This window comes from Streptomyces davaonensis JCM 4913 (genome assembly GCF_000349325.1).
Taxonomy (GTDB): domain Bacteria; phylum Actinomycetota; class Actinomycetes; order Streptomycetales; family Streptomycetaceae; genus Streptomyces; species Streptomyces davaonensis.
The window spans coordinates 2,021,645-2,044,901 of sequence record NC_020504.1; the positions used below are offsets into that span (position 1 = coordinate 2,021,645).

Consider the following 23,257-nt stretch of genomic DNA (forward strand, 5'->3'; position numbering starts at 1 on the left):
CGACGGGAGAGCGTCGAGACGCGGCAACCGATAGCCATCGACTCCCGCGACCCCGTTCTGGACCTCGTCGTCCCCGTCTTCAACGAGGAGGCGGACCTGGAACGCAGTGTGCGACGGCTCCACGCCCACCTGCGCACCGGTTTCCCGTACCCCTTCCGCATCACCGTCGCCGACAACGCCAGCACAGATGCCACCCCCAGGATCGCCGCCCGCCTCGCACACGAGCTGCCGGAGGCCCGGTGGCTGCGGCTGGAGGAGAAGGGGCGGGGGCGGGCCCTGCGGGCGGCCTGGTCGCAGTCGTCGGCGCCGGTGCTGGCGTACGTCGATGTCGATCTGTCGACCGAACTGGCCGCGCTGCTGCCACTGGTCGCGCCCCTGATCTCCGGGCATTCGGACCTCGCCATCGGGACCCGGCTGGCGCCCGGGTCGCGGGTGGTCCGCGGGCCGAGGCGGGAGTTCCTCTCCCGTGGCTACAACACCCTGCTCCGCTCCACGCTGGCCGTCGGGTTCTCCGACGCGCAGTGCGGGTTCAAGGCGGTGCGGCGCGAGGTCGTGGAACGGCTGGTGCCGTTGGTGCGGGACGAGGAGTGGTTCTTCGACACCGAGTTGCTGGTGATCGCCGAGCGGGCCGGGCTGCGGATCCATGAGGTGCCGGTCGACTGGGTGGACGACCCGGACAGCCGGGTCGACATCCGGGCCACCGTCCTCGCGGACCTGCGCGGCATCGCCCGCATCGGCACGGCCCTGGCCCGCGGCACGCTGCCGTCCGACGCCGCCCGCCGGGGGCTGCTGCTCCCCCAGCTTCTGCGGTTCGGCCTGGTCGGCGCCGTCAGCACCCTCGCCCATCTCCTGCTGTACGCCGCCCTGCGCCCGGCGATCGGAGCACAGGCGGCCAACGCGCTGGCGCTGCTGGTGTGCGCCGTCGCGAACACGGCCGCGAACCGCCGGTTCGCCTTCGGAGTGCGCGGCCGGGACGGGGCGCTGCGCCACCAGGCTCGTGGCCTGCTGGTCTTCGCCCTGGGACTGACGCTCACCGCCGGAGCTCTGGCCGCGCTGCACCTCATGGCTCCCGGCGCCGCGCCGCGCACCGAACTCGCCGTACTCGTCGCCGCCAACCTCACCGCGACCCTGCTGCGGTTCCTGCTGCTGCGCGCCTGGGTGTTCCGCACGGGGGCCGCCCGATGAGCGCCACCGTCAGCGCCTGGAACGCCCGCCTCTCCGAGGAACCGCACCCCGAACACCCCCGGCTGCACCTGGCCGCCGAGCGCTACGGACCCGTCCTCGCCCTCTACGGAGCCCTGAAGCTGATCGGCTTCACCGTCTTCCTGTTTCTGCTGCACTCGGCCGGCGACTTCCGCGAGAAGCACCCCCGCTTCGGCGGCGGCTCCCACCCCTGGGACGTCCTCGCCACCTGGGACGGCTGGTGGTACCGGCAGATCGCGGAACACGGCTACGACCCCGCGCTCGTCCCGGTCCCCGGCGCCACCGGAATGATCACCCTCGAGGGCAATTCGGCGGCCTTCTTCCCGCTGTACCCGGCCCTGATGCGCCTGGTCTCGGAGGCCACCGGCCTGGGTTCGTACGGCGCCGGCCTGCTCGTCTCCGTCGTCGCCTCCTTCGCGGCGGCCCTCGGGATCTACCTGATCGCCGAGCGCCTCGGCGGCCGCCGGGCCGGTCTGGCCGCGGCCGGTCTGTGGGCGGTGTGGCCGGGCTCGGGCGTGGAGTGGTCGGTCTACTCGGACTCCCTCTACGTCGCCCTCGCCGCCTGGGCCTGCCACGCGATGATGAGCCGCTCCTGGCTCACCGCCGGTCTCCTCACCTTCCTCGCCGGCCTCAACCGCCCCACCGCGGGCGCCCTGATCGTGGCCCTGGCCGTCGCCGTACTGCTCGCCCTGCGCCACCACCGACAGCAGGAAGGCGTCCTCCGGCCCCTGCTCGCCCTGGCCATGGCCCCGCTCGGCCTGATCGGCTATCTCGCCTGGGTCGGACATGAAATGGGCGACTACGGCGGCTACTTCAAACTCCAGGACGGCGCCTGGGCGCACACCTTCGACTACGGCGAGCAGACCCTGGACGTCCTCACGTCGGTCCCGGTCGGCCACTTCGACTATCTCTTCGCCTATCCGTTCGCGGACGTCGTCGGCGTGGGCACGGTCCTGCTCGGCTTCACGATGCTCGGCCTGCTCGTCCGGCGCCGCCCACCGGCCGTACTGGTCGTCTACACGGTCCTGACCATGGCCCTCATCCTCGGCAGCCAGCAGATCTTCGCGAATGTCTCGCGCTATCTGCTGCCCGCGTTCCCTCTCTATCTCCCGCTCGCCTTCGCCCTGCGCCGCCTCAGCCCACTGGCGATGTGCTGGCCCCTCGGCATCGCCGCCGTGGCCTCGGGTTCGTACGCGGGGTATGTGCTCTTCGAGCTGGGGGTGCCCTAGAGAGCGGGGCGGCGCCGGAAACGCGAAAGACCCCTGATGAACAGGGGTCTCAGCTGGTGTCCGAGGGGGGACTTGAACCCCCACGCCCGATAAAGGGCACTAGCACCTCAAGCTAGCGCGTCTGCCATTCCGCCACCCGGACCAGGTGTCTGCCGCCTTGCCGGGGGTGTTCCCCGCGGCGACATGGACAACAATACCAAGCTTTCGAAGCGCCCTTCACCTGCATATCTGTCGGGTGGGAGGGGTGGCTGGAGCCTTCAGCGGCGGGCTTCACCAAGGGTGACCGATTGGTCACCCTTGGCTGAGAACAGCCGCTCCTTACGGCATGAGGTGGTACTCCGGGAAGTTCCCCGGCAGCCTCTCCCCTGCCGGTCCCTGGGTCACCGCCCGCACCAGCAGCTCGCCGCCGACGAACGCCCCGCGCCAGGACGCGCCGAACCCGCCAAACAGCTCGTCGCGGTCGCCGCGGGAGCGTGGCTTGCCGTGGCCGACCTTGAAGGCGCGGATCTGTGGGGCGAGCCGGTCGAAGGCCGACCGGTCGTCCGTGGAGAGGGTGGCCACCAGCGCGCCGTTGGAGGCGTTCATGGCGGCCAGCAGCTCGGCCTCGGTGTCGACCAGGACGATGGTGTCGACCGGGCCGAACGGCTCCGCGTGGTGCAGCGGTGAGGACGGCGGCGGACCCAGGAGAGTGACGGGGTGGACATATGCCGAGGTGTCCTGGCCGGGCAGGAAGCGCGCGTCTGCCAGGCTGCCGCGGTGCAGTGGCACGGCGCCCCGGTCGACGGCCTCGGCGACCTGGTCGTGCAGCTCCTTGGCCTTGGCCGCGTTGATCACCGGGCCGAAGTCCAGGGCCGGGTAGGGGTCCTCGGGGTGCTCGACGGCCAGCGGATGGCCGACCCTGAGCGTGCGCACCGCCGGGAGGTACGCCGCGAGGAACTCGTCGAACAGCGAGCGTTGGACGACGAAGCGCGGGTACGCCGTGCAGCGCTGTTTGCCGTAGTCGAAGAGCTTGGGCACGACCGCGGCGAGCGCGTCCCAGTCCGTGTAGTTCCAGATGCCCCAGGTGTTGAGTCCCTCCTGTTCGAGTACATGTCGTTTACCGAGGTCGGCGACGGCCGTCGCCACCGCGGCGCCGGTGTCGCGGCCGCCGACGAAGGAGACGCAGCCGATCTCGGGCGCCCGCACCAGCGCCTGGGACAGCTCGCCCCCGCTGCCGCTGACGAGGGTGACGGGTATCCCCTCGCGGGCGGCGAGCGCCGAGGCCAGGGTGAGGCAGGCGACGCCGCCGTCGGTCGGGGTCTTGGCGATGACGGCGTTTCCTGCCAATGCCTGTACCAGTACTGCGTGAACGAGCACGCTCATCGGGTAGTTCCAGCTCGCGATGTTGGAAACCGGGCCGTCGAGCGGGGCCCGTCCGGCGAGCATCGGCTCGATGCCGTCGACGTACCAGCGCACACCGTCGATGGCCCGGTCCACGTCGGCCTGGGCGAGCCGCCAGGGCTTGCCGATCTCCCAGACCAGCAGCAGCGCGAGGAGTTCACGGTGCTCGGTGAGGGCGTCGAGGGTGGCCGCGACCCGGGCGCGGCGCTCCTCCAGCGGGATGTGGCGCCAGGCGCGGTGCTGGTCGAGCGAGGCGCGTACGGCCTGGTGGGCGGTGGCCCGGTCCAGGCGGGGCGGGCCCGCGATGGGGCTCGCGTCGACGGGGCTGGTGGCGGGCAGGGCACGGCCGTCCGCGTGCCAGGTGCCGTTCCAGAGGTTGAGGACGCGGTCGTCCCGGAAGGCCTCCGGGGCGACGGTGAGGCAGCGCTGCCAGGCGTCGGCCCAGGAGGTGCCGGATTTCAGGGTGAGGGTGGTTGCCATGGGTTGCTCCGCTCTCGGTGCACAGTCGGGGGCGGCGGGCGCCGGTGCTTTACGGCTGCTCTGCGAGCCGGGCGAGGACGAGCTTCGCGGTCTCGGTCGGGGTGCTCCCCACCCGTACCCCGGCCGCTTCCAGGGCTTCCTGCTTCGCCGCCGCCGTGCCGGAGGAGCCGGAGACGATGGCGCCGGCGTGGCCCATGGTCTTGCCCTCGGGGGCGGTGAACCCGGCGATGTAGCCGACGACGGGCTTGCTGACGTGGTCGCGGATGTACGCCGCCGCGCGTTCCTCCGCGTCGCCGCCGATCTCCCCGATGAGGACGATGAGTTCGGTGTCGGGGTCGTCCTGGAAGGCGGCGAGGCAGTCGATGTGGGTGGTCCCGATGACCGGGTCGCCGCCGATGCCGACGCAGGTCGAGAAGCCGATGTCGCGGAGTTCGTACATGAGTTGGTAGGTGAGCGTGCCCGACTTGGAGACCAGGCCGATGCGGCCGGGCTTGGTGATGTCGGACGGGATGATGCCCGCGTTGGACTGGCCCGGGGTGATCAGGCCGGGGCAGTTGGGGCCGATGACGCGGGTGCCCTTGTCCCTGGCGTAGGTGGTGAAGGCGACCGAGTCGTGCACGGGGATGCCCTCGGTGATGACGACCGCGAGGCCGATCCCGGCGTCGGCGGCCTCAGTGACGGCCGCCTTGGCGAAGGTGGGCGGCACGAAGAGGACGCTGACGTCCGCGCCGGTCTCCGCGATGCCCTCGGCGACCGAGCCGAAGACGGGGACGGCGCGGTCGTCGAAGTCGACGGTGCGGCCCGCCTTGCGGGGGTTGACGCCGCCGACGACGTTGGTACCCGCGGCGAGCATGCGCCGGGTGTGCTTCATGCCCTCGCCGCCGGTCATGCCCTGGACGAGGACCTTGCTCTCCTTGGTCAGGTAGATCGCCATGGTGTCCCGTCTCCTTAGGCTGAGGTGGCGAGTTGGGCGGCCTGCCGGGCGGCGCCGTCCATGGTGGTGGCCTGCTGGACCAGCGGGTGGGCGTGCGCGTCGAGGATGGCCCGGCCGCGCGCCGCGTTGTTGCCGTCGAGGCGGACGACGAGCGGCTTGGTCAGCCGGACGGTGTCCAGCGCCTGCACGATGCCGTCGGCGACCGCGTCACAGGCGGTGATCCCGCCGAAGACGTTGACGAAGACCGACTTCACGGCCGGGTCGGAGAGGATCACGGAGAGCCCGTCGGCCATGATCTGGGCGGAGGCGCCGCCGCCGATGTCGAGGAAGTTGGCGGGGTGGGCGCCGCATCCGGCGACCACGTCCAGCGTCGACATGACGAGTCCCGCGCCGTTGCCGATGATGCCCACCTCGCCGTCGAGCTTGACGTAGTTGAGGCCCTTGGCCGCGGCGGCCGCCTCCAGGGGGTCGTCGTGGGCGTCCGCCTCGGCGCCCCAACGCGCCTGCCGGAACCCGGCGTTGCCGTCGAGGGTGACCTTGCCGTCGAGGGCGAGGATCTGCCCCTGCGCGGTCCGCACCAAAGGGTTGACCTCGACGAGGACGGCGTCCTCGCGGACCAGTACCTCCCACAGCCGTACCAGTACGTCGACGGTCTGCGGCGGGAGTCCGGCCGCATCTGCGATCTCGCTCGCCTTCGCCGAGGTGACGCCCTCGGCCGGGTCGATGTGGATCCGGGCCACCGCCTCGGGCCTGCTCGCGGCGACCTCCTCGATCTCCATGCCGCCTTCCGCTGAGGCGATGGCCAGGAAGCGGCCGGCCGCGCGGTCGAGGACGTAGGAGACGTAGAACTCCGTCTCGATGTCAACGGGTTGGGCCAGCATCACCTTGCCGACGCGATGGCCCTTGATGTCCATGCCGAGGATCTGGCGGGCCGTCAGTTCGGCGGCGGCCGGGTCGGCGGCGACCTTCACTCCGCCCGCCTTGCCGCGTCCGCCCGTCTTCACCTGCGCCTTGACGACGACCCGGCCGCCGAGCCGGCGAGCGATCTCGCGCGCCTCCTTGGCGGAGTCCGTGACCTCGGCCCTCGGGACCAAGATGCCGTGTTCCTCGAAGAGTTCCCTTGCCTGGTGCTCGTACAGGTCCATTCCGGCTCCTGACTCAAAAGTGCCGCACGCCCCCTGGACACCACCCACCGGATGCGGGATAACAAGCTTCATACAGTATTCGTCGACTGTATGCAATGTACCGCGAGAGCCGTTCCAACCCCCTACGAAGGGACAGGACTTCGCCATGCCCGACGACAACCAGGACCTCATTTCCGGTGGTCATCTCGTAGCCAAGGCCCTCAAGGCCGAGGGAGTCGATCGCATCTACACCCTGTGCGGCGGCCACATCATCGACATCTACGACGGCTGCGTCGACGAGGGCATCGAGGTCGTCGACGTCCGCCACGAGCAGGTCGCCGCGCACGCCGCCGACGGTTACGCCCGCATCACCGGCAAGCCCGGCTGCGCCGTCGTCACCGCGGGGCCCGGCACGACCGACGCCGTCACCGGTGTCGCCAACGCCTTCCGCGCCGAGTCGCCCATGCTGCTGATCGGCGGTCAGGGCGCCCTCACCCAGCACAAGATGGGGTCCCTCCAGGACCTGCCGCACGTCGACATGATGACGCCGATCACCAAATTCGCCGCGGCCGTGCCGGACACGGCGCGTGCCGCGGACATGGTTTCCATGGCGTTCCGCGAGTGCTACCACGGCGCGCCCGGACCCTCCTTCCTGGAGATCCCGCGCGACGTCCTGGACGCCAAGGTGCCCGCCGACAAGGCCCGGGTGCCCCGGCCCGGCGCCTACCGCGCCTCGACCCGCTCGGCCGGCGACCCCGAAGCGATCGAGAAGCTCGCCGATCTGCTGGTGCACGCCGAGAAGCCCGCCATCCTGCTGGGCAGCCAGGTGTGGACCACCCGCGGCACCGAGGCGGCCATCGAACTCGTCCGCACCCTCAACATCCCGGCGTACATGAACGGCGCCGGACGCGGCACCCTGCCGCCCGGCGACCCGCACCACTTCCAGCTGTCGCGCCGCTACGCCTTCTCCGGCGCCGACGTCATCGTCATCGTCGGCACGCCCTTCGACTTCCGCATGGGCTACGGCAAGCGGCTGTCGCCGGACGCGACCGTCGTCCAGATCGACCTCGACTACCGGACCGTCGGCAAGAACCGCGACATCGACCTCGGCATCGTCGGGGACGCCTCACTGGTGCTGAAGGCGCTGACCGAGGCCGCCTCCGGACGCCTCAACGGCGGTGCCTCCAAGCGCAAGGAGTGGCTGGACGAGCTGCGTTCGGCCGAGCAGACCGCGATCGAGAAGCGGCTGCCGCACCTGCGCTCCGACGCCTCTCCCATCCACCCCTACCGGCTGGTCAGCGAGATCAACGACTTCCTCACCGAGGACTCCATCTACATCGGCGACGGCGGCGACATCGTCACCTTCTCCGGCCAGGTGGTGCAGCCCAAGTCGCCCGGCCACTGGATGGACCCGGGTCCGCTCGGCACCCTCGGCGTCGGCGTCCCCTTCGTGCTCGCGGCCAAGCAGGCCCGGCCGGACAAGGAGGTGGTCGCCCTCTTCGGCGACGGCGCCTTCTCCCTCACCGGCTGGGACTTCGAGACCCTCGTCCGCTACGACCTGCCCTTCGTCGGCATCGTCGGCAACAACTCCTCGATGAACCAGATCCGTTACGGCCAGAAGGCCAAGTACGGCGAGGCCCGCGAGCGCGTCGGCAACACCCTCGGCGATGTCCACTACGACAAGTTCGCGCAGATGCTGGGCGGTTACGGCGAGGAGGTCCGCGACCCCGCCGACATCGGCCCCGCGCTCCGTCGCGCCCGCGAGTCCGGGAAGCCCTCGCTGATCAACGTCTGGGTCGACCCGGACGCGTACGCCCCCGGAACCATGAACCAGACCATGTACAAGTGAGGTGGCCGCCATGACTGGAACGCCGACCAAGGCCCTCGAAGGCATCCGCGTCCTGGACATGACGCACGTACAGTCCGGGCCCTCCGCGACCCAGCTGCTCGCCTGGCTCGGCGCGGACGTCGTCAAGCTGGAGGCACCGTCCGGCGACATCACGCGCAAGCAGCTGCGCGACCTCCCGGACGTCGACTCCCTCTATTTCACGATGCTCAACTGCAACAAGCGGAGCATCACCCTCAACACCAAGACCGAGCGCGGCAAGGAGATCCTCACCGAGCTGATCCGGCGCTCCGACGTCATGGTCGAGAACTTCGGCCCGGGCGCGATCGACCGGATGGGCTTCACCTGGGACCGCATCCAGGAGATCAATCCACGGATCGTCTATGCCTCCATCAAGGGGTTCGGGGACGGCCCGTACACCAACTTCAAGGCGTACGAGGTCGTCGCGCAGGCCATGGGCGGGTCGATGTCGACCACCGGGTTCGAGGACGGGCCGCCGCTGGCGACGGGGGCCCAGATCGGGGACTCGGGCACGGGTGTCCACGCGGTGGCGGGGATTCTCGCCGCGCTGTTCCAGCGGGAGACCACCGGGCGTGGTCAGCGGGTGAACGTGGCCATGCAGCACGCGGTGCTCAACCTCTGCCGGGTGAAGCTGCGCGACCAGCAGCGCCTGGCCCATGGCCCACTCGCTGAATATCCCAACGAGGACTTCGGCACGGAGGTTCCCCGCTCGGGCAACGCCTCCGGCGGCGGCCAGCCGGGCTGGGCGGTCAAGTGCGCGCCGGGCGGCCCGAACGACTACGTGTATGTGATCGTGCAGCCCGTCGGCTGGAAGCCGATCAGCGAGCTGATCGGCCGCCCCGAGCTCGCCGAGGACCCGGAGTGGGCGACGCCGGAGTCCCGGCTGCCCAAGCTGAGCAAGATGTTCCAGCTGATCGAGGAGTGGTCCTCGACCCTGCCCAAGTGGGAGGTGCTGGAGAAGCTCAACGCGCACAACATCCCGTGCGGTCCGATCCTGTCCACCAAGGAGATCATCGAGGACTCCTCGCTGGTCGCCAACGAGATGGTGGTCACCGTGCCGCACCCCGAGCGGGGCGACTTCGTGACCGTCGGCAGCCCGCTGAAGCTGTCCGACTCCCCCGTCGAGGTGACCAGTTCACCGCTGCTCGGAGAGCACAACGAAGAGGTCTTCATCGGCGAGCTCGGCCTCGGTGACGAGGAGCTGCGCCTGCTCAAGTCGAACGGAGTGATCTGACGTGATGGCCGAAGACCGCCACCTGAGGGTGCGCGCGCTTCTCGACTCCGTGCGGGCCGAGGGACGCACCGCGCTGACCGCGCCCGAGGGCAAGGTGATCGCCGACGCGTACGGGATCGCCGTACCCGGGGAGGAGCTCGCCACCGATGTCGAGGAGGCCGTGGCGTACGCGGCGCGCTTCGCCGGGCCCGTGGTGATGAAGATCGTCTCGCCGGACATCCTGCACAAGACCGACGCCGGCGGAGTGATCGTCGGCGTGGAGGGCGCCGCCGACGTACGCAAGGCGTTCCACAAAATCATCGACAACGCGCGGGCGTACGACGCCTCCGCGCGGATCGAAGGCGTCCAGGTGCAGGAACTGCTCCCCAAGGGGCAGGAGGTCATCGTCGGCGCGGTGACGGACCCGACGTTCGGGAAGGTGGTCGCCTTCGGGCTCGGCGGCGTGCTGGTGGAGGTCCTCAAGGACGTCACCTTCCGGCTCGCTCCCCTGGACGCGGACGAGGCCCTGTCGATGCTGGACTCGATCCGGTCGGCGGAGATCCTGCGCGGGGTGCGCGGCCAGGCGGCCGTGGACCGGTGGGCGATAGCCGAGCAGATCCGCCGGGTCTCCCAACTCGTCGCGGACTTCCCCGAGATCGCCGAGGTGGACCTCAACCCGGTGATCGCCACACCGGAGGGCGCGGTGGCGGCCGACATCCGCGTGATCCTCTCCGACACGCCTGTGAAGCGGCGCCGCCAGTACACGCGCGAGGAGATCCTCACCTCGATGCGCCGGCTGATGCAGCCCTCCTCGGTCGCCGTGATCGGCGCCTCCAACGAGCCGGGCAAAATCGGCAATTCGGTGATGCGCAACCTCGTCGACGGCGGTTTCGCCGGGGAGATCCATCCGGTGAACCCCAAGGCCGATGACATTCTGGGCCGCAAGGCGTACAAGAGTGTCACGGACGTTCCCGGTGAGGTGGATGTGGCGGTCTTCGCGATCCCCGCCAAGTTCGTGGCCTCGGCCCTGGAGGAGGTGGGACGCAAGAAGATCCCCAACGCCGTGCTGATCCCCTCCGGGTTCGCGGAGACCGGCGAGCACGAACTCCAGGACGAGATCGTGGCCATCGCCGAACGGCACGGCATCCGGCTGCTCGGACCGAACATCTACGGCTACTACTCGACGTGGCAGGACCTGTGCGCCACGTTCTGCACGCCGTACGACGTCAAGGGCGGGGTGGCGCTCACCTCGCAGTCCGGTGGCATCGGCATGGCCATCCTGGGCTTCGCGCGCACCACGAAGACGGGTGTGTCGGCCATCGTCGGCCTCGGCAACAAGTCGGACCTGGACGAGGACGACCTGCTGACCTGGTTCGGCGAGGACCCGCACACCGAGTGCATCGCGATGCACCTGGAGGACCTCAAGGACGGGCGCGCCTTCGTCGAGGCCGCTCGGGCGACCGTGCCGAAGAAGCCTGTGGTGGTGCTCAAGGCCGGCCGGACGGCCGCCGGAGCCAAGGCGGCGGGGTCGCACACCGGGGCGCTCGCGGGCGACGACGCCGTGTACGACGACATCCTGCGGCAGGCCGGTGTGATCAGGGCGCCCGGGCTGAACGACATGCTGGAGTACGCCCGCGCGTTGCCGGTGCTGCCCACTCCTCAGGGCGACAACGTCGTGATCATCACCGGGGCCGGCGGCAGCGGCGTGCTGCTGTCCGACGCGGTGACCGACAACGGCCTCACCCTGATGGAGATCCCACCCGACCTGGACGAGGCGTTCCGGAGGTTCATCCCGCCCTTCGGGGCCGCGGGCAACCCGGTCGACATCACCGGGGGCGAGCCGCCGTCGACGTACGAGGCGACGATCCGGCTCGGTCTCGAGGACCCGCGGATCCACGCTCTGGTCCTCGGCTACTGGCACACCATCGTCACTCCCCCCATGGTCTTCGCCGAGCTCACCGCGCGCGTGGTGGCCGAGTTCCACGAGCGCGGGATCGAGAAGCCGGTGGTGGCGTCGCTCGCGGGCGATGTCGAGGTCGAGGAGGCCTGCCAGTACCTCTACGAGCACGGGGTCGTGGCGTACCCGTACACGACCGAGAAGCCGGTGGCCGTGCTCGGTGCGAAGTACCGCTGGGCCAGGGCGGCGGGGCTGTTGGGGGGCGGTTCATGAGGTGAGGGAGGGCGGGGTCGGCCGACGGTGCGCGTCGGCCGACCCCAGGACCCGAGCGCGCACGAAAGGCATTGGACAGGGGGCGCTGGCCAGAACTTTCGACGCAAGGGGTGCAATTAACGTGACAACCACGGACGTTACACAGGTCGCCTCCTACCGGGAGGTGACCGACAGGAACGGACGCGTCTACCGCGTCGGCGAGTCCGACATCGACATCATGGGGCGCAAGCGCAAGTGGATGGTGATCCTGCCCTGGGTCGGCATGATGGGCATCTCCTCGGCCGAGTACGCGTTCGCGTCCGCCGAGGACACTCTCCACGAGGCGCACCATTGGTCCAGCGGCAGCATCTACTGGATGATGACCGTCTGGGTGTTCTGCCAGGCCGCGGTCGCCTTTCCGGCGGGGCGGCTGCGTGAGAACGGCAAGTTGCCGGCGCGCTGGGCGATGATGCTGGGCGCGGCCGGAACGCTGATGGGCTATCTGTCGCTGGCGTACGCGCCGCATGTGGCGATCGCCTTCTTCGGCTTCGGCATGTTCAGCGGCATGGGCGCGGGCATGGTGTACGCCACCTGCGTCAACATGGTCGGCAAGTGGTATCCGGAGCGCAAGGGCGGCAAGACCGGCTTCGTCAACGGCGGTTTCGCCTACGGCTCGGTGCCGTTCGTCTTCATCTTCACCGGCTTCATGGACGGCTCCAACTTCCGCTGGGTGCTGGTGGCGGTCGGTGTCTTCCTCGCCGGGGTGGTGGCCGTCGCCGGCTTCTACTTCCGGGACCCGCCGAAGAACTGGTGGCCGCCGAGCGTCGACCCGCTGAACCCGCCGGAGGACCCGCGGGCCCGGCGCGCGCTGGAGAAGAACCCCCCGGCCGACAAGCAGTACTCCCCTCTGGAGGCGTGGAAGACCGGCCGGGTGGCGCTCCTGTGGTTCTGTCTCGCCTGCACCTCCGGCGTGAACATCTTCGGCATCGCCTTCCAGGTCGACATCGGCGAGGACGCGGGCTTCGCGGGCGGGATCGTGGCCACGGCGATGTCGCTGAAGGCGATCGTCAACGGCACGGGCCGCGGCGTCATCGGCTGGCTCTCCGACCTCTACGGCCGCAAGCTGTGCCTGCTCTATGTGTGCGCCATTCTGGGCCTGGCCCAGTTCGGCATCATCTGGTCGGCCGAGATGAAGAACCTGACGCTGTTCCTGATCTTCTCCGCCATCTCCGGCTTCGGCGGCGGTGCCATCTTCCCGATGTTCGCGGCGCTGACGGCGGACTACTTCGGTGAGAACAACAACGCCACCAACTACGGGATGGTGTACAGCTCCAAGCTCGTCTCCGGTCTGGGCGCGGGCATGGGCTCCGTGGTCGTCGGCGCCTGGGGCTACAACGGCGCCTTCACCCTGGCGGGCTGCATCTCGATCTTCGCCGGCTTCATGGCCCTGTTCCTCAGCCCGCCGGGACGCAACAACAAGCGCCGTATCACTCCCAACCCGCAACCCCTCGGCGAGGAAATGACGTGACCTGACGGAACAGTCCGACGCCGCGAACCGTCCCTGCCACCACCTGGCGCAAACGTGAGGAGGCCCTCCCCGTCCGGGGAGGGCCTCCTCAGGCGTGTACGGCTGTCAGCACTTCTCGCGCAGGGAGTGCAGATGCTCGCTGGAGCGCCGGGCGAAGGTGAAGGACTCGGCCGGGTTGTCGTGCTCGGCCTGCCAGTGGTGGGCGAGCCGTTCGCCGCGCAGCCTGGTCACACCGGAGATGAACCGCTGGTAGTCGATGTCTCCGTCGCCGACGTCGACCATGCGGTAGCCGTAGGTGTTGGCCGGGTCGCTGACGCCGTCCTTGACGTGGAAGAGCGGGTAGCGGTGGGGCTGCTTGAGCACGTAGTCGAGCGGGTCGAAGGGCGCGGGCGTGCCGTCGGGCCGCTTGGAGAAGCGGAACTGGCCGGAGTACGCCCAGAAGATGTCCATCTCCAGGAAGACGAGGTCGGGGTCGGTCTCGGCAAGCAGCACGTCGTAGAGCCGGACCTTGGGGTTGTCGGTGGCGAAGGAGAACTCCTCGGAGTGGTTGTGCTGGTAGAACTTCATGCCGCGGGCCCGGGCCGCGGCGCCGTAGGTGTTGAACTCCTCGGCGGCCCGCTTCCAGGCGTCGACGGTCGAGCCGTAGCGGAAGGGCCCCGAGGCGGTGCCGATGTGCTTCAGGCCGAGCGCCTGGGCGTCGTCGAGAACCTTGGTGAGGTTCTGGGCGAAGGTGTAGGCGTTCGGGTCGTCGGAGTAGTAGCCGACGTGGCTGCCGATCGGGTTCAGACCGTGGTTGCGGGCCAGCCGCTTGAGCTGGGCGAGGGTGATGGGGCCCGCAGAGCCCTGGGTGTAGCCCGCGAACTCGACCTCGTCGTAGCCGTACTTCTCCAGTTCGGCGAAGACGGCCGCGAAGCCGAGGGTGGAGACCTTGTCGCGCAGGCTGTAGAGCTGGATGCCGAGCCGGCCGGGCGGCAGGACGGGACGGCCGCGGCCCGCGGCGGCGCTGTCGGCGTCGGTGGCGGCCGTGGCGGGAGTCGCCGCGGCGCCCAGCAGGGCGGCGGCGGTGGCACCGGCGGCCACGCCGAGCATGCCGCGTCTGCTGAGGCGGCGGTCGAGTTCGGGATCGGTGGAGAAGGTGCGGCTCATGCTGGAACTCCTCGTGATCACGGGGCGTTGTCAGTGGTGAGTGCTTCACTGGGGACCAGTCGGACGTGAGGGGTTCAGCCCTCAGGCCAGACCGGCGAGTCGGAGCAGGAGTGACTTCACATCGGTGGCCGCCAGGCGGTCACCGACGGCGCGGGGGGTGGAGCAGATGAGGAGCGGACCGTCGTCGTCGCTCGCGGGAAGGCGGCCGTGGCTGCCGCGAATAGGTGAAGGGTCCAGGGGCACCACCGCCATGCGGTAGCGCATGCCGAGTTTCTTGCGTGCCAGGGCGGTCGCGGCCTTGACCTTGACGTAGGGGTCGAGCGGGTCCATGAAGAGTTCGACCGGGTCGTAGCCGGGTTTGCGGTGGATCTCGACCAGGCGCGCGAAGTCGGGTGCGCGGGCGTCGTCGAGCCAGTAGTAGTACGTGAACCAGGCGTCCGGCTCCGCCACGGCGACGAGTTCGCCGGAGCGCGGATGGTCGAGGCCGTGCCTCTTCTTGCCTTCGTCGTCGAGGAGTTCATCGATGCCGTCGAGGCCCGCGAGTGCGGCCCGGGTGGCGTCGAGGTCTTCCGGTCGGCGCACATACACATGGGCGATCTGGTGATCGGCGACGGCGAAGGCGCGGGACGCCATCGCGTCGAGGTACTCCATGCCGTCCTGGGTGTGCACCTCCAGCAGTCCCGCTCGGCGCAGGGCGCGGTTGATGTCGACGGGACGGCTGACTCGGGTGATGCCGTACTCGGACAGCGCGACGACGGTACGGCCTTCCGCCCGGGCGTCGTCGAGGAGCGGGGCCAGGGCGCGGTCGAGGTCGGCGGCCGCTCGGAGGGAGCGCGGGTCGTCGGGCCCGAAGCGCTGGAGGTCGTAGTCGAGATGAGGGAGATAGCAGAGCGTCAGGTCGGGGTGGCGGGTGCGGTTGATATGGCGGGTCGCGTCGATGATCCAGCGGCTGGAGACCAGGTCGGCGCCGGGGCCCCAGAAGTGGAAGAGCGGGAAGGTGCCCAGTTTCGCGTTGAGTTCGTCGTGCAGCTCGGGGGGCCGGGTGTAGCAGTCGGGTTCCTTGCGGCCGTCGGCGTAGTAGATCGGACGGGGGGTGATGGTGATGTCGGTGTCGGCGCCCATGGCGTACCACCAGCAGATGTTGGCGACGGTGTAGCCGGGGTGGGCACGGCGGGCGGCGTCCCAGAGTTTGTCGCCGGCGACCAGGCCGTTGTGCTGGCGCCACAGGAGTACGTCGCCGAGTTCGCGGAAGTACCAGCCGTTGCCGACGATGCCGTGCTCCGACGGGTGGGTGCCGGTGAGGAAGGTGGACTGGGCGGCGCAGGTGACGGCGGGCAGCACGGTGCCGAGGGCGGCGCGGGAGCCGGAGCGGGCGAGGGACTTGAGGTGGGGCATGTGGTCGAGGAGACGGGGGGTGAGGCCGACGACGTCGAGGACGAGGAGCGGGGTGGGGCCGGTGCCGGGAGTGGGACCAGTGCCGGGAGCCGGACCGGGGCCGGGGTCGGTCGGTGGGGTGCTCGTGGTCATGGGAGCTCCTTCAGGCCGAGGTCCGTCAGCAGGTCGCGGGCGAGGGTGAGTTCGGCGGCGATGCCGTCGGCGAGCTGGGTCCGGGTGGTGGGCCGCAGCTCGGGCGGGAGGGCCTGCCAGGTGTAGGTCTCGACCTCCAGATGGCGGGCGAGCGGGTGCGGGCCCCCGACGAGCCGGGTCAGGGCGGTCTTCAGGACGGGGAGTGTGGAGGTGAGGGGCGCGGCGGGGGCCGCGTGCAGGGGGACGTGGAAGTGGGCACGCCAGGGCGCCGCGTCGGGAAGCGCCTGGCCGCCGAGGGCCTCGCCGAGGTCGTCGGTGCCGCGCAGGCCCGCCGAGGTGCGGATGCGGGTCTGGTGGAGGAAGCGGGGCTCGTCGAAGGCGGCGAGGGCCGTGCGGACTTCGGGGAGGTGCGGGTGCTCGGCGTGCAGGGCGGCCGAGAGCTGGGATTTGACGACGGGGACACCGGACGCGACCAGGGCGTCGAGGGCGGTGTGCGGATCTTCGAAGGAGGTGGCGAGATGGCAGGTGTCGACGCAGATGCCGATGCGCGGATGGTCGATCGCGGTGAGCGGGGCGATGGCGTCGGCGGTGGTCTCGATGACGCAGCCGGGTTCCGGTTCCAGGCCGACGCGGATGGAGCGGCCGGTGAGTTCCTCCAGCGCGTCGAGCCGTTCGCCCAGGGTGCGCAGCGCGGCGTGGGCCGAGGCGGTGGGCCGGGTGCGCCAGGCGAGCGGGAGGGTGGAGATGCTGCCCTCGTCGACGTCGTCGGGGAGCAGTCCGGTGAGCAGCCGGGCAAGGGCGGTGGTGTGGTCGAGGCGCTCGGGGTCCGTCCAGTCCGGCCGGTAGACGCGGTACTTGACCTCCTCGGCGCCGAAGCCCTCATAGGGGAAGCCGTTGAGGGTGACGACCTCCAGTCCTCGGCGGTCGAGTTCGCAGCGCAGACCGCGCAGTGCGGACGGGTCGGTGCCGAGGGCGCGCGCGGCGTCCTTGGCCAGCCACAGGCCGATACCGAGGCGGTCCCGGCCGAGACGGCGGCGGACGGGCTCGCAATGGTCGCGGAGCTGGGCGAGGACGCCGTCGAGGGTCTCGGCGGGGTGCACGTTGGTGCAGTAGGCGAGGTGGACGGTGGAACCGTCGGGGTGCCGGAAGCGCATGGCTCACGCACCGCCGCGGAGGATCGAGTTGCCCTCGTGGGTGGCGTCAGTGGCCGTGAGGTCGAGGTTCAGCCGGCCGCTGAGCCCGTAGAAGGCGACGGGGTTGCGCCACAGGACCCGGTCGACCTCGTCCTCGGTGAAGCCCTCGGCCAGCATCAGATCGCCGACCTTGCGGGTCTTGAGGGGATCGCTGCGGCCCCAGTCGGCGGCGGAGTTCACCAGCACCTGCTCGGGGCCGTAGGCGCGGAGGATGGCGACCATCCGCTCCTCGTCCATCTTGGTGTCGGGATAGACGGAGAAGCCCAGCCAGCAGCCGCTGTCCTTGGCCTCCTTGACGGTGGTCTCGTTGAGGTGGTCCACCAGGACTCGGTCCGGGGACAGGGCGGACTCACCGACCACGTCGAGGGTGCGGCGCAGTCCGGCCGCCTTGTCGCGGTGCGGGGTGTGCACCAGCGCGGGCAGCTCGTGGTCGGCGGCGAGCTGGAGCTGTGCGGCCAGCGCGGTGTCCTCGGCCGGGGTCATCGAGTCGTAGCCGATCTCTCCGACGGCCACGACCTGGTCCTTGACGAGATAGCGGGGCAGTTCGTCGAGAACGGGCAGGCAGCGCGGGTCGTTCGCCTCCTTGGGGTTGAGGGCGAGCGTGCAGTGGTGGGCAATGCCGTACTGGGCGGCCCGGAAGGGCTCCCAGCCGAGGAGGGAGTCGAAATAGTCGAAGAAGCTGGCCGGGGACGTGCGGGGCTGGCCCAGCCAGAAGGCGGGCTCGACGACGGCACGGACGCCCGCGGCGTGCATGGCCTCGTAGTCGTCGGTGGTCCTGGACGTCATGTGGATGTGGGGGTCGAAGATGCGCATCAGGACTCCTTGCCGTGGGGGTGGGCCGAACCGTGCGGCGGGGGTGCGGAGCCGGGTTCGGTCAGGGCCAGGACGCGGTGCAGGTCCTCGGGTACGGGACGGCCCGCGGCGGTGCGTTCGGCGGCGTAGTCGCCGAGCATGCGGGCGAGTTCGGCGTCGGCGCGGGCCCGGCGCTCCAGGTCGGCCACCGCACTGACGGACACGCCGGTGAACAGGCACTTCAGTACGGCGTGGCGCCATTGGTGGGCGTCGAGGTGCCGGGCGGCGTACGGGCCGACGGCGGCGGCGAGCAGGCCGGTGTCGTTGGCGCGCAGGGCGTCCTCGACGAGGGGGAGGGCGTCCGGTCCGGGCACGAGGTGGGGCAGGGCGTGCAGGACGGCGCGGCGCTCGGGGCCGGTGCCCTGGAAGTAGACGCGGGTGATCGCCTCGGTGTCGGCCCGGGCCGCGTGCAGGATCAGGACACGGGCGGCGTCGGCGTACTCGGGTCCGCAGCGGCGGCCCGCCTCGGCCAGGCGCAACTCCCATACGGAGATGGGCCCATGAGTGCCCGGGTGGGCGGCGGCCTCGTCGAGGGCCTGGTCCAGCCAGGCGCGGGCGGCGCCGGTGAGGTGGGTCGTCAGGTGGGCGTGCAGGGTGTCGGGGTGCGTGGCCTCGGGGTGTGCCGCCGGGGTGCCCGTGGTGGGGCGGAACGGGGTCATGGGGTGCTCCCTTCGGGGGCGGCGGCGCGAGCGGCGGCGTTGCGGAGGAACGGGAGGGAGAGTTCGGCCTGTTGCGGGCCCGCGTGGGAGTGGCGGGGCAGTTCCACGACGGTCAGGCCCTGGTAGCCGGTGGCGGCGAGGGCCGCGAGGACGGGCGGGAAGTCGATCTCGCCCTCGCCGAAGGGGAGGTGCTCATGGACGCCGCGGCGCATGTCCTCGATCTGGACGTGGCGCAGCCAGGGTGCGGCGGCGCGGACGCAGTCTTCGGGAGGGAGGGGTTCGAGGCACTGGCAGTGACCGATGTCGAGGGTGAGGCCCAGGTGTTCGTGGTCGCCGAGCGTGCGGCGGAGGTGATGGAAGTCGGCGAGGGTGGCGAGGAGGTGACCGGGTTCGGGTTCGACGGCCAGGGGGACCTCGGCGGCCGCGGCCGCGTCCAGGACCGGGGTGAGCGCCTCGGCCAGGCGTTTCCACGCGGTGTCCCGGTCGGTGCCGTCAGGGGTGATACCGCTGAAGCAGTGCACGGCGTGAGCGCCCAGGTCAGCGGCGATCCGGACGGCGCGGATCAGCAGGTCGACGCGGCGGGCGCGGGCGTCCGGGTCGGGGTCGAGGAGCGAGGGACCGTGCTTGCGGCGCGGGTCGAGCACATAGCGGGCACCGGTCTCGACGGTGACGCCAAGGCCGAGGGTGTCCAGGCGGTCGGCGACTCGACGGACGCGGGCCGACAGATCCAGGGCCAGCGGATCCAGGTGCATGTGGTCGAGGGTCAGGCCGACGCCGTCATAGCCGAGGTCGGAGAGGAGGGAGAGAGCATCGTCCAGGCGGAGGTCCGCGAGGCCGTTGGTGCCGTAGCCGAAACGCAGGCGGGTGGCGGCGAGGGAACCGTCCGCTTCAGGGCTCATGTGATGCTCACCTTCCTCGCGAACCGGCGGCCCAGCGGGGCGAGGGCCGCGACGACCAGAGCGGTGGCCGTGCCGCCGGAACGGGCGGCGAGGGCGGCCTGGAGGGGGATGGTGGCGCGGATTCCGGCACCGACGGCGCGTTGGGTGAGCGGGGGTGAGGGGTTGAGGGCGGCGTGGAAGTAGGCGCGGGCGGTGGTGGCCGCGTAGGCGGTGGCGAGGGCTTGGCGGAGGGGGGAGTGGGAGGGGCGGAGGGCTGAGGCAAGGAGCGCGGGCTGGGAGCGGGGCCGGGCGGGCGTGGGCGCGAGCGCGGCGGTCCGAGCACCCTGCGTGTCGGAGGCGCCGCGCACGCCAGACGTGCCCGGCACATCGGGAGTGCCCTGCACATGGGAAGTGCCCGGCACGTGCGAGGCGCTCATTGCGGCCGAGCCGCTCCGCGCGCCACGGACGGTCGGGATGACCCGCACGTCAGAGACGCCCCGCCCATCGGCGGTGCCCCCTGCCTCCGAAGCGCCCCCCGGGCCCCGGCCGCGGTTTCCGCCTCGGGTGATCAGGGTGCTCAGTGCGGCGGTCGCGGCCAGGGCCGCCAGGGGGGCGCGGGAGGAGCCGCCCTGGGTTTCGTGGCGGGAGATTGTCGTGACCGTCAGGGTGTGGGTGCCCAGCAGGGCCGCGGAGGGGAGGGCCTCGCGGATGCGGCCGGCGGTGGCCGCGGCGCCGAGGAGGAGGTCGAGGGCGCGGGCCGTGGCCATGGCGGCGGGGCCTGCCGGGGTGTGCTTCAGGTGGAGGTCGTAGGCCCAGACCGTGGCGGCGAGGGGTACTGCGACGGACAGGGCGGGGCGTCCGGCGCGGGCGGCCAGGGCCAGGCCGGTGGCCGTGAGGGCGCAGGCCGCGGTCAGGGCCGCGGCCGGGCGGATGCGGCCGGAGGGCAGCGGGCGGTGGGGGCGTTCGGCGGCGTCCTCCTCGCGGTCGGCCCAGTCGTTCAGGGCCATACCGGCCTCGTACAGGAAGAGGGAGGAGCCGATGGCCAGAAGGGTGCGGGAGTTGTGGGGTACGGAGGTGGCGGCCGCACCGGCCAGGGCGTCGCCGGGGACGGTGAACAGGGCGGGGAGGCGGAGGAGTTCGGCCCAGGCGAGCGGGAGGTTGGGGGCGGGTGTGCTGCGGCGTCCAGGGGTGGGCTCGGCCGGGTCGGGCGCCACATCAGCGGCGAAGGCCGGATGGGGCGTGTCTCCTGAACTCCCCGATGCACCCATCTCGGCGCCCGCGCCCGCCACCGACGCACCCCCAGACCCGCGCCTCACCGCCCCTCCCCCTCGCCGCCCCGCAACACATCCCCGAACCGGACCAGTTCCGCGTACTGATCCGCCAGCGCCGCCGGTCCGGAGCCCACCGGGTCCTTGAAGTAGAAGCCGAGTGCGCTGAGCGGGCCCGACAGGCCCCGCTCGTGTGCTCGGGCCGTGAGTCGGGCGAGGTCGAGGATCAGGGGGGCGGCCAGGGCCGAGTCGCAGCCCTGCCAGATGGTCTGGAGGATCATGCGCGTACCGAGGAAGCCGTCGAAGGCGATGTGGTCCCAGGCCGTCTTCCAGTCGCCGAGGGCGGGGACGTCGTCGATGTGGACCTCGCCCTCGGGAGGTGTGCCGAGGGTGTCGGCGAGGACGCGTTCCTTGCCGGCGTTCTTCGCGGCGGCCGCCTCCGGGTCGGCGAGGGCGGCGCCGTCGCCGCCGCCCAGGAGGTTCGTGCCGGACCAGGCACGGACCGCGAGGGCGCGCTGGGTGAACATCGGGGCGAGGGCGGCCCGGAGCAGGGTCTGGCCGGTCTTGCCGTCGCGGCCCGCGTAGGGGAGCGCGGACTCGGCGGCGAGGGCGGCGAGTTCCGGGTGGTGCAGGCCGGTCGAGGGGGTGAAGTTGACGTACGGGCAGCCCGCGCGCAGCGCCGCGGCCGCGTAGAGCGAACTGGGCGGGAGGGCCGCGCCCGTGGACGCGGGTTCCGTCGAGGCGACGTTGACCACGACCGCGCGGGTCAGGTCGTGGCGTCGTACGAAGTCCTGGATGTCGTGGGTGAAGGAGGCGATCAGTGCGGGCTCGTCGCGAGTGTCGCCGGGGAGGGGGCCGCCGGGCCTGATCTCCCGGTCCGCGGCGGCCAGTTCGGACTCCACGGCGGTCGGCAGGCCGGGGGGCAGGACGCCGCCCGCCGCGAGTTCCTCCGCGCGCTTGGGCAGCGGGCAGTCCACGGTGTCGTGGCCGCCGAAGACCAACGACGGCAGCGCCGGCAGGCCCGAGTCGGTGAAGGCGGCGGTTTCCGTGACCATGCCCGTCGGTGGGTGCAGGCCCGCGGAGACCGCGGCACAGCCCGCGACCACCGTGGTGGCGACGGAGCCACGTGCGCCGATCAACCACACTCCGACTCGGGATCCAGAACGGGACGCGGACATGGGCAGCCTCCTTGTCGTGCGGAAACCGTGGTGGAAGACGGATGGATGACGGCGGGCGGAGGTCCGGCGTCCTCCGCCCGCCGCCGCTCAGTCGCCCTCCGCGGCCCTCATGGGCTGCGTGGGCAGTTCCTTGATCCGGATGTCCCGGAAGGACACCTGGTCGTCGGATCCGTGGTTCTGGATGCCGACATGCCCGTCACGCAGGCTCCGGGCCGGATCGGTGTTGGTGAAATCGTTGATCTGCACGCCGTTGAGCCAGACCCGGAGGCGTTCGCCCTCCACCCGGATCTCGTACGTGTTCCACTCCCCCGGCGGGTTCAGCGCGCGGTCGCGCTCGGCCAGGTCGGCGGACTGGAAGCCGTAGACCGACCCCGTGGTCTTCTCGGGGACGTCGGTGGCGTCGATCTGGATCTCGTAGCCGTTGTCGACAGCCGACCAGGGGTCGTCGGAGGGCGGGAATCCCACGAACACGCCGGAGTTGTCGTCTCCGTCGACCTTCCAGTCGAGCTTCAGCGAGTAGGCGCCGAAGCCCTGGTCGGCGTACCAGAGCATGCCGAGGCCGCCGGTGGTCGTGAGGGTTCCGTCGGTGCCCAGCCCGAAGGAGCCTGGCCCCGCCTGCCGCCAGCCGGCGAGCGAGTCGGCCGTGCCGTCGAAGAGCGGCCGGTAGCCGTTCTCCGGGCGGCAGTCGGCCTGGGCCGCGCCAGTCGTCCAGCGCAGCCCGCCCAGCAGGTGCTGCCGGAAGGCGGGGTCGGCGTAGGACTCCTTGGTGTGGCCGCCCCCGGTGTAGAAGGACCGGCCGCCCTCGTTGGTGTGGCACCAGGCGATGGGATGGTCGCCGTTCATGGTGCCGCCCGTGTACGAGGACTCGTCGAGGGAGGCAAGGACGTGCACCCGCTCCCGGGGGTTGGAGCGGTAGTTGTACCACTCGTCCGTCCGGTTCCAGGCCGTGGGCAGATGCGAGGTGCCCGCGTGGGCGTGGTCCTCGATGTCCACCGTGGCCTGCTGGATCGCCGGATGCGACTGGAAGTACGCCCCGACGAGCCCGCCGTAGAACGGCCAGTCGTACTCGGTGTCGGCGGCCGCGTGGACGCCCATGAAGCCGCCACCGCGCTGCACGTAGCGTTCGAACGCGCGCTGTTGCGCGCCGTTGAGGACGTCGCCGGTAGTCGAGAGGAACACTACGGCGTCGTACCGGCGCAGGTTGCCCGCCGTGAACGCGCCGGCGTCCTCGGTGGCGTCGACGGTGATGCCGGCGTCGGCACCCAGTTGCTTGAGGGCCGTCACGCCCTCGGGGATGGAGTCGTGGCGGAAGCCCGCCGTCTTGGAGAAGACCAGCACCCGTTCCCCGGCGGCGGGTTCGGAGGAGGCCGGTCCCGACATGCAGCCGAGGAGCAGGGCCGTGCCGGTGATCGCGGTGGCCAGTCGGCCGGTGGTTCGCATCGGTCGCAT

At 71.1% G+C, this 23,257-nt stretch carries 18 protein-coding genes and 1 tRNA gene; 6 read left to right on the plus strand and 13 right to left on the minus strand.

Annotation, left to right across the window (positions count from 1 at the left end):
- Window positions 1–30 precede the first annotated feature (30 nt).
- Window positions 31–1,185: a dolichyl-phosphate beta-glucosyltransferase gene (locus BN159_RS08920; protein ID WP_041821038.1), complete on the plus strand. Its 1,155-nt coding sequence runs from the start codon at window positions 31–33 to the stop codon at window positions 1,183–1,185.
- A complete protein-coding gene (locus tag BN159_RS08925) occupies window positions 1,182–2,432 on the plus strand; it encodes a glycosyltransferase family 39 protein (protein ID WP_015656615.1) in 1,251 nt (416 codons plus the stop codon). Before BN159_RS08920 ends, BN159_RS08925 begins: the two co-directional genes overlap by 4 nt.
- A 54-nt stretch (window positions 2,433–2,486) precedes the next feature.
- On the opposite strand, the gene BN159_RS08930 is transcribed toward BN159_RS08925, so the two are convergent.
- The 4 genes from BN159_RS08930 to sucC all read right to left on the minus strand — a co-directional run bounded on the left by BN159_RS08930 (window position 2,487) and on the right by sucC (window position 6,371).
- Window positions 2,487–2,574 (minus strand) — tRNA-Leu (locus tag BN159_RS08930).
- Between the two features lie 176 nt (window positions 2,575–2,750).
- Window positions 2,751–4,292, minus strand: a complete 1,542-nt coding sequence (locus tag BN159_RS08935) for an aldehyde dehydrogenase family protein (RefSeq protein WP_015656616.1) — start codon at window positions 4,290–4,292, stop codon at window positions 2,751–2,753.
- 49 nt (window positions 4,293–4,341) lie between these two features.
- Complete coding sequence (gene sucD, locus BN159_RS08940; protein WP_015656617.1) at window positions 4,342–5,226, minus strand: succinate--CoA ligase subunit alpha; 885 nt, start codon at window positions 5,224–5,226, stop codon at window positions 4,342–4,344.
- Window positions 5,227–5,240: 14 nt separating this feature from the next.
- The gene (gene sucC, locus BN159_RS08945) at window positions 5,241–6,371 is read right to left on the minus strand and encodes an ADP-forming succinate--CoA ligase subunit beta (RefSeq protein WP_015656618.1); all 1,131 of its coding nucleotides are present in this window, start codon (window positions 6,369–6,371) and stop codon (window positions 5,241–5,243) included.
- A 145-nt stretch (window positions 6,372–6,516) separates the two neighbouring features.
- On the opposite strand from sucC, the gene BN159_RS08950 reads away from it, so the two are divergent.
- The 4 genes from BN159_RS08950 to BN159_RS08965 all read left to right on the plus strand — a co-directional run bounded on the left by BN159_RS08950 (window position 6,517) and on the right by BN159_RS08965 (window position 13,107).
- Entirely contained in the window at window positions 6,517–8,199 is a 1,683-nt protein-coding gene (locus BN159_RS08950; protein WP_015656619.1) for a thiamine pyrophosphate-binding protein, read from the plus strand.
- Between the two features lie 10 nt (window positions 8,200–8,209).
- The gene (gene frc, locus BN159_RS08955) at window positions 8,210–9,451 is read left to right on the plus strand and encodes a formyl-CoA transferase (protein WP_015656620.1); all 1,242 of its coding nucleotides are present in this window, start codon (window positions 8,210–8,212) and stop codon (window positions 9,449–9,451) included.
- A gap of 4 nt (window positions 9,452–9,455) precedes the next feature.
- Window positions 9,456–11,600 (plus strand): acetate--CoA ligase family protein, encoded by a 2,145-nt coding sequence (locus tag BN159_RS08960; RefSeq protein WP_015656621.1) that lies wholly within the window; start codon window positions 9,456–9,458, stop codon window positions 11,598–11,600.
- Window positions 11,601–11,721: 121 nt separating this feature from the next.
- Complete coding sequence (locus BN159_RS08965; protein ID WP_015656622.1) at window positions 11,722–13,107, plus strand: OFA family MFS transporter; 1,386 nt, start codon at window positions 11,722–11,724, stop codon at window positions 13,105–13,107.
- A 105-nt stretch (window positions 13,108–13,212) separates the two neighbouring features.
- Here the strand turns inward: BN159_RS08965 and BN159_RS08970 are convergent, their stop codons facing one another.
- The 9 genes from BN159_RS08970 to BN159_RS09010 form a co-directional block, all read right to left on the minus strand.
- A complete protein-coding gene (locus BN159_RS08970; protein ID WP_015656623.1) occupies window positions 13,213–14,253 on the minus strand; it encodes a sugar phosphate isomerase/epimerase family protein in 1,041 nt (346 codons plus the stop codon).
- A gap of 81 nt (window positions 14,254–14,334) precedes the next feature.
- Window positions 14,335–15,780 carry a nucleotide pyrophosphatase/phosphodiesterase family protein gene (locus tag BN159_RS08975; RefSeq protein WP_015656624.1) on the minus strand — a complete coding sequence of 482 codons (1,446 nt, stop codon included), beginning with the start codon at window positions 15,778–15,780 and terminating at the stop codon, window positions 14,335–14,337.
- The gene (gene eboE, locus BN159_RS08980; protein ID WP_015656625.1) at window positions 15,777–16,934 is read right to left on the minus strand and encodes a metabolite traffic protein EboE; all 1,158 of its coding nucleotides are present in this window, start codon (window positions 16,932–16,934) and stop codon (window positions 15,777–15,779) included. The genes BN159_RS08975 and eboE overlap by 4 nt, the downstream gene beginning before the upstream one ends.
- A gap of 3 nt (window positions 16,935–16,937) precedes the next feature.
- Complete coding sequence (locus tag BN159_RS08985) at window positions 16,938–17,786, minus strand: TatD family hydrolase (RefSeq protein WP_015656626.1); 849 nt, start codon at window positions 17,784–17,786, stop codon at window positions 16,938–16,940.
- On the minus strand, window positions 17,786–18,484 hold the full coding sequence (locus BN159_RS08990) for an EboA domain-containing protein (RefSeq protein WP_015656627.1): 699 nt from the start codon (window positions 18,482–18,484) through the stop codon (window positions 17,786–17,788). Before BN159_RS08990 ends, BN159_RS08985 begins: the two co-directional genes overlap by 1 nt.
- Window positions 18,481–19,383: a sugar phosphate isomerase/epimerase family protein gene (locus tag BN159_RS08995; protein WP_015656628.1), complete on the minus strand. Its 903-nt coding sequence runs from the start codon at window positions 19,381–19,383 to the stop codon at window positions 18,481–18,483. The genes BN159_RS08990 and BN159_RS08995 overlap by 4 nt, the downstream gene beginning before the upstream one ends.
- A complete protein-coding gene (locus tag BN159_RS09000; protein WP_015656629.1) occupies window positions 19,380–20,678 on the minus strand; it encodes an SCO3242 family prenyltransferase in 1,299 nt (432 codons plus the stop codon). Before BN159_RS09000 ends, BN159_RS08995 begins: the two co-directional genes overlap by 4 nt.
- Entirely contained in the window at window positions 20,675–21,808 is a 1,134-nt protein-coding gene (locus tag BN159_RS09005; protein WP_015656630.1) for an inositol-3-phosphate synthase, read from the minus strand. The genes BN159_RS09000 and BN159_RS09005 overlap by 4 nt, the downstream gene beginning before the upstream one ends.
- Before the next feature lie 87 nt (window positions 21,809–21,895).
- The gene (locus BN159_RS09010; RefSeq protein WP_015656631.1) at window positions 21,896–23,248 is read right to left on the minus strand and encodes a ThuA domain-containing protein; all 1,353 of its coding nucleotides are present in this window, start codon (window positions 23,246–23,248) and stop codon (window positions 21,896–21,898) included.
- Window positions 23,249–23,257 lie beyond the last annotated feature (9 nt).

Coding starts and splice junctions, on each gene's coding strand:
- eboE (WP_015656625.1), bottom strand. CDS start 16,934: ATGCGCTTCCGGCACCCCGACGGTTCCACCGTCCACCTCGCCTACTGC.
- BN159_RS08975 (WP_015656624.1), bottom strand. CDS start 15,780: ATGACCACGAGCACCCCACCGACCGACCCCGGCCCCGGTCCGGCTCCC.
- BN159_RS08985 (WP_015656626.1), bottom strand. CDS start 17,786: ATGCGCATCTTCGACCCCCACATCCACATGACGTCCAGGACCACCGAC.
- BN159_RS08995 (WP_015656628.1), bottom strand. CDS start 19,383: ATGAGCCCTGAAGCGGACGGTTCCCTCGCCGCCACCCGCCTGCGTTTC.
- sucD (WP_015656617.1), bottom strand. CDS start 5,226: ATGGCGATCTACCTGACCAAGGAGAGCAAGGTCCTCGTCCAGGGCATG.
- BN159_RS09005 (WP_015656630.1), bottom strand. CDS start 21,808: ATGTCCGCGTCCCGTTCTGGATCCCGAGTCGGAGTGTGGTTGATCGGC.
- BN159_RS08935 (WP_015656616.1), bottom strand. CDS start 4,292: ATGGCAACCACCCTCACCCTGAAATCCGGCACCTCCTGGGCCGACGCC.
- BN159_RS08960 (WP_015656621.1), top strand. CDS start 9,456: ATGGCCGAAGACCGCCACCTGAGGGTGCGCGCGCTTCTCGACTCCGTG.
- frc (WP_015656620.1), top strand. CDS start 8,210: ATGACTGGAACGCCGACCAAGGCCCTCGAAGGCATCCGCGTCCTGGAC.
- BN159_RS08950 (WP_015656619.1), top strand. CDS start 6,517: ATGCCCGACGACAACCAGGACCTCATTTCCGGTGGTCATCTCGTAGCC.
- BN159_RS08970 (WP_015656623.1), bottom strand. CDS start 14,253: ATGAGCCGCACCTTCTCCACCGATCCCGAACTCGACCGCCGCCTCAGC.
- sucC (WP_015656618.1), bottom strand. CDS start 6,371: ATGGACCTGTACGAGCACCAGGCAAGGGAACTCTTCGAGGAACACGGC.
- BN159_RS09010 (WP_015656631.1), bottom strand. CDS start 23,248: ATGCGAACCACCGGCCGACTGGCCACCGCGATCACCGGCACGGCCCTG.
- BN159_RS08925 (WP_015656615.1), top strand. CDS start 1,182: ATGAGCGCCACCGTCAGCGCCTGGAACGCCCGCCTCTCCGAGGAACCG.
- BN159_RS08990 (WP_015656627.1), bottom strand. CDS start 18,484: ATGACCCCGTTCCGCCCCACCACGGGCACCCCGGCGGCACACCCCGAG.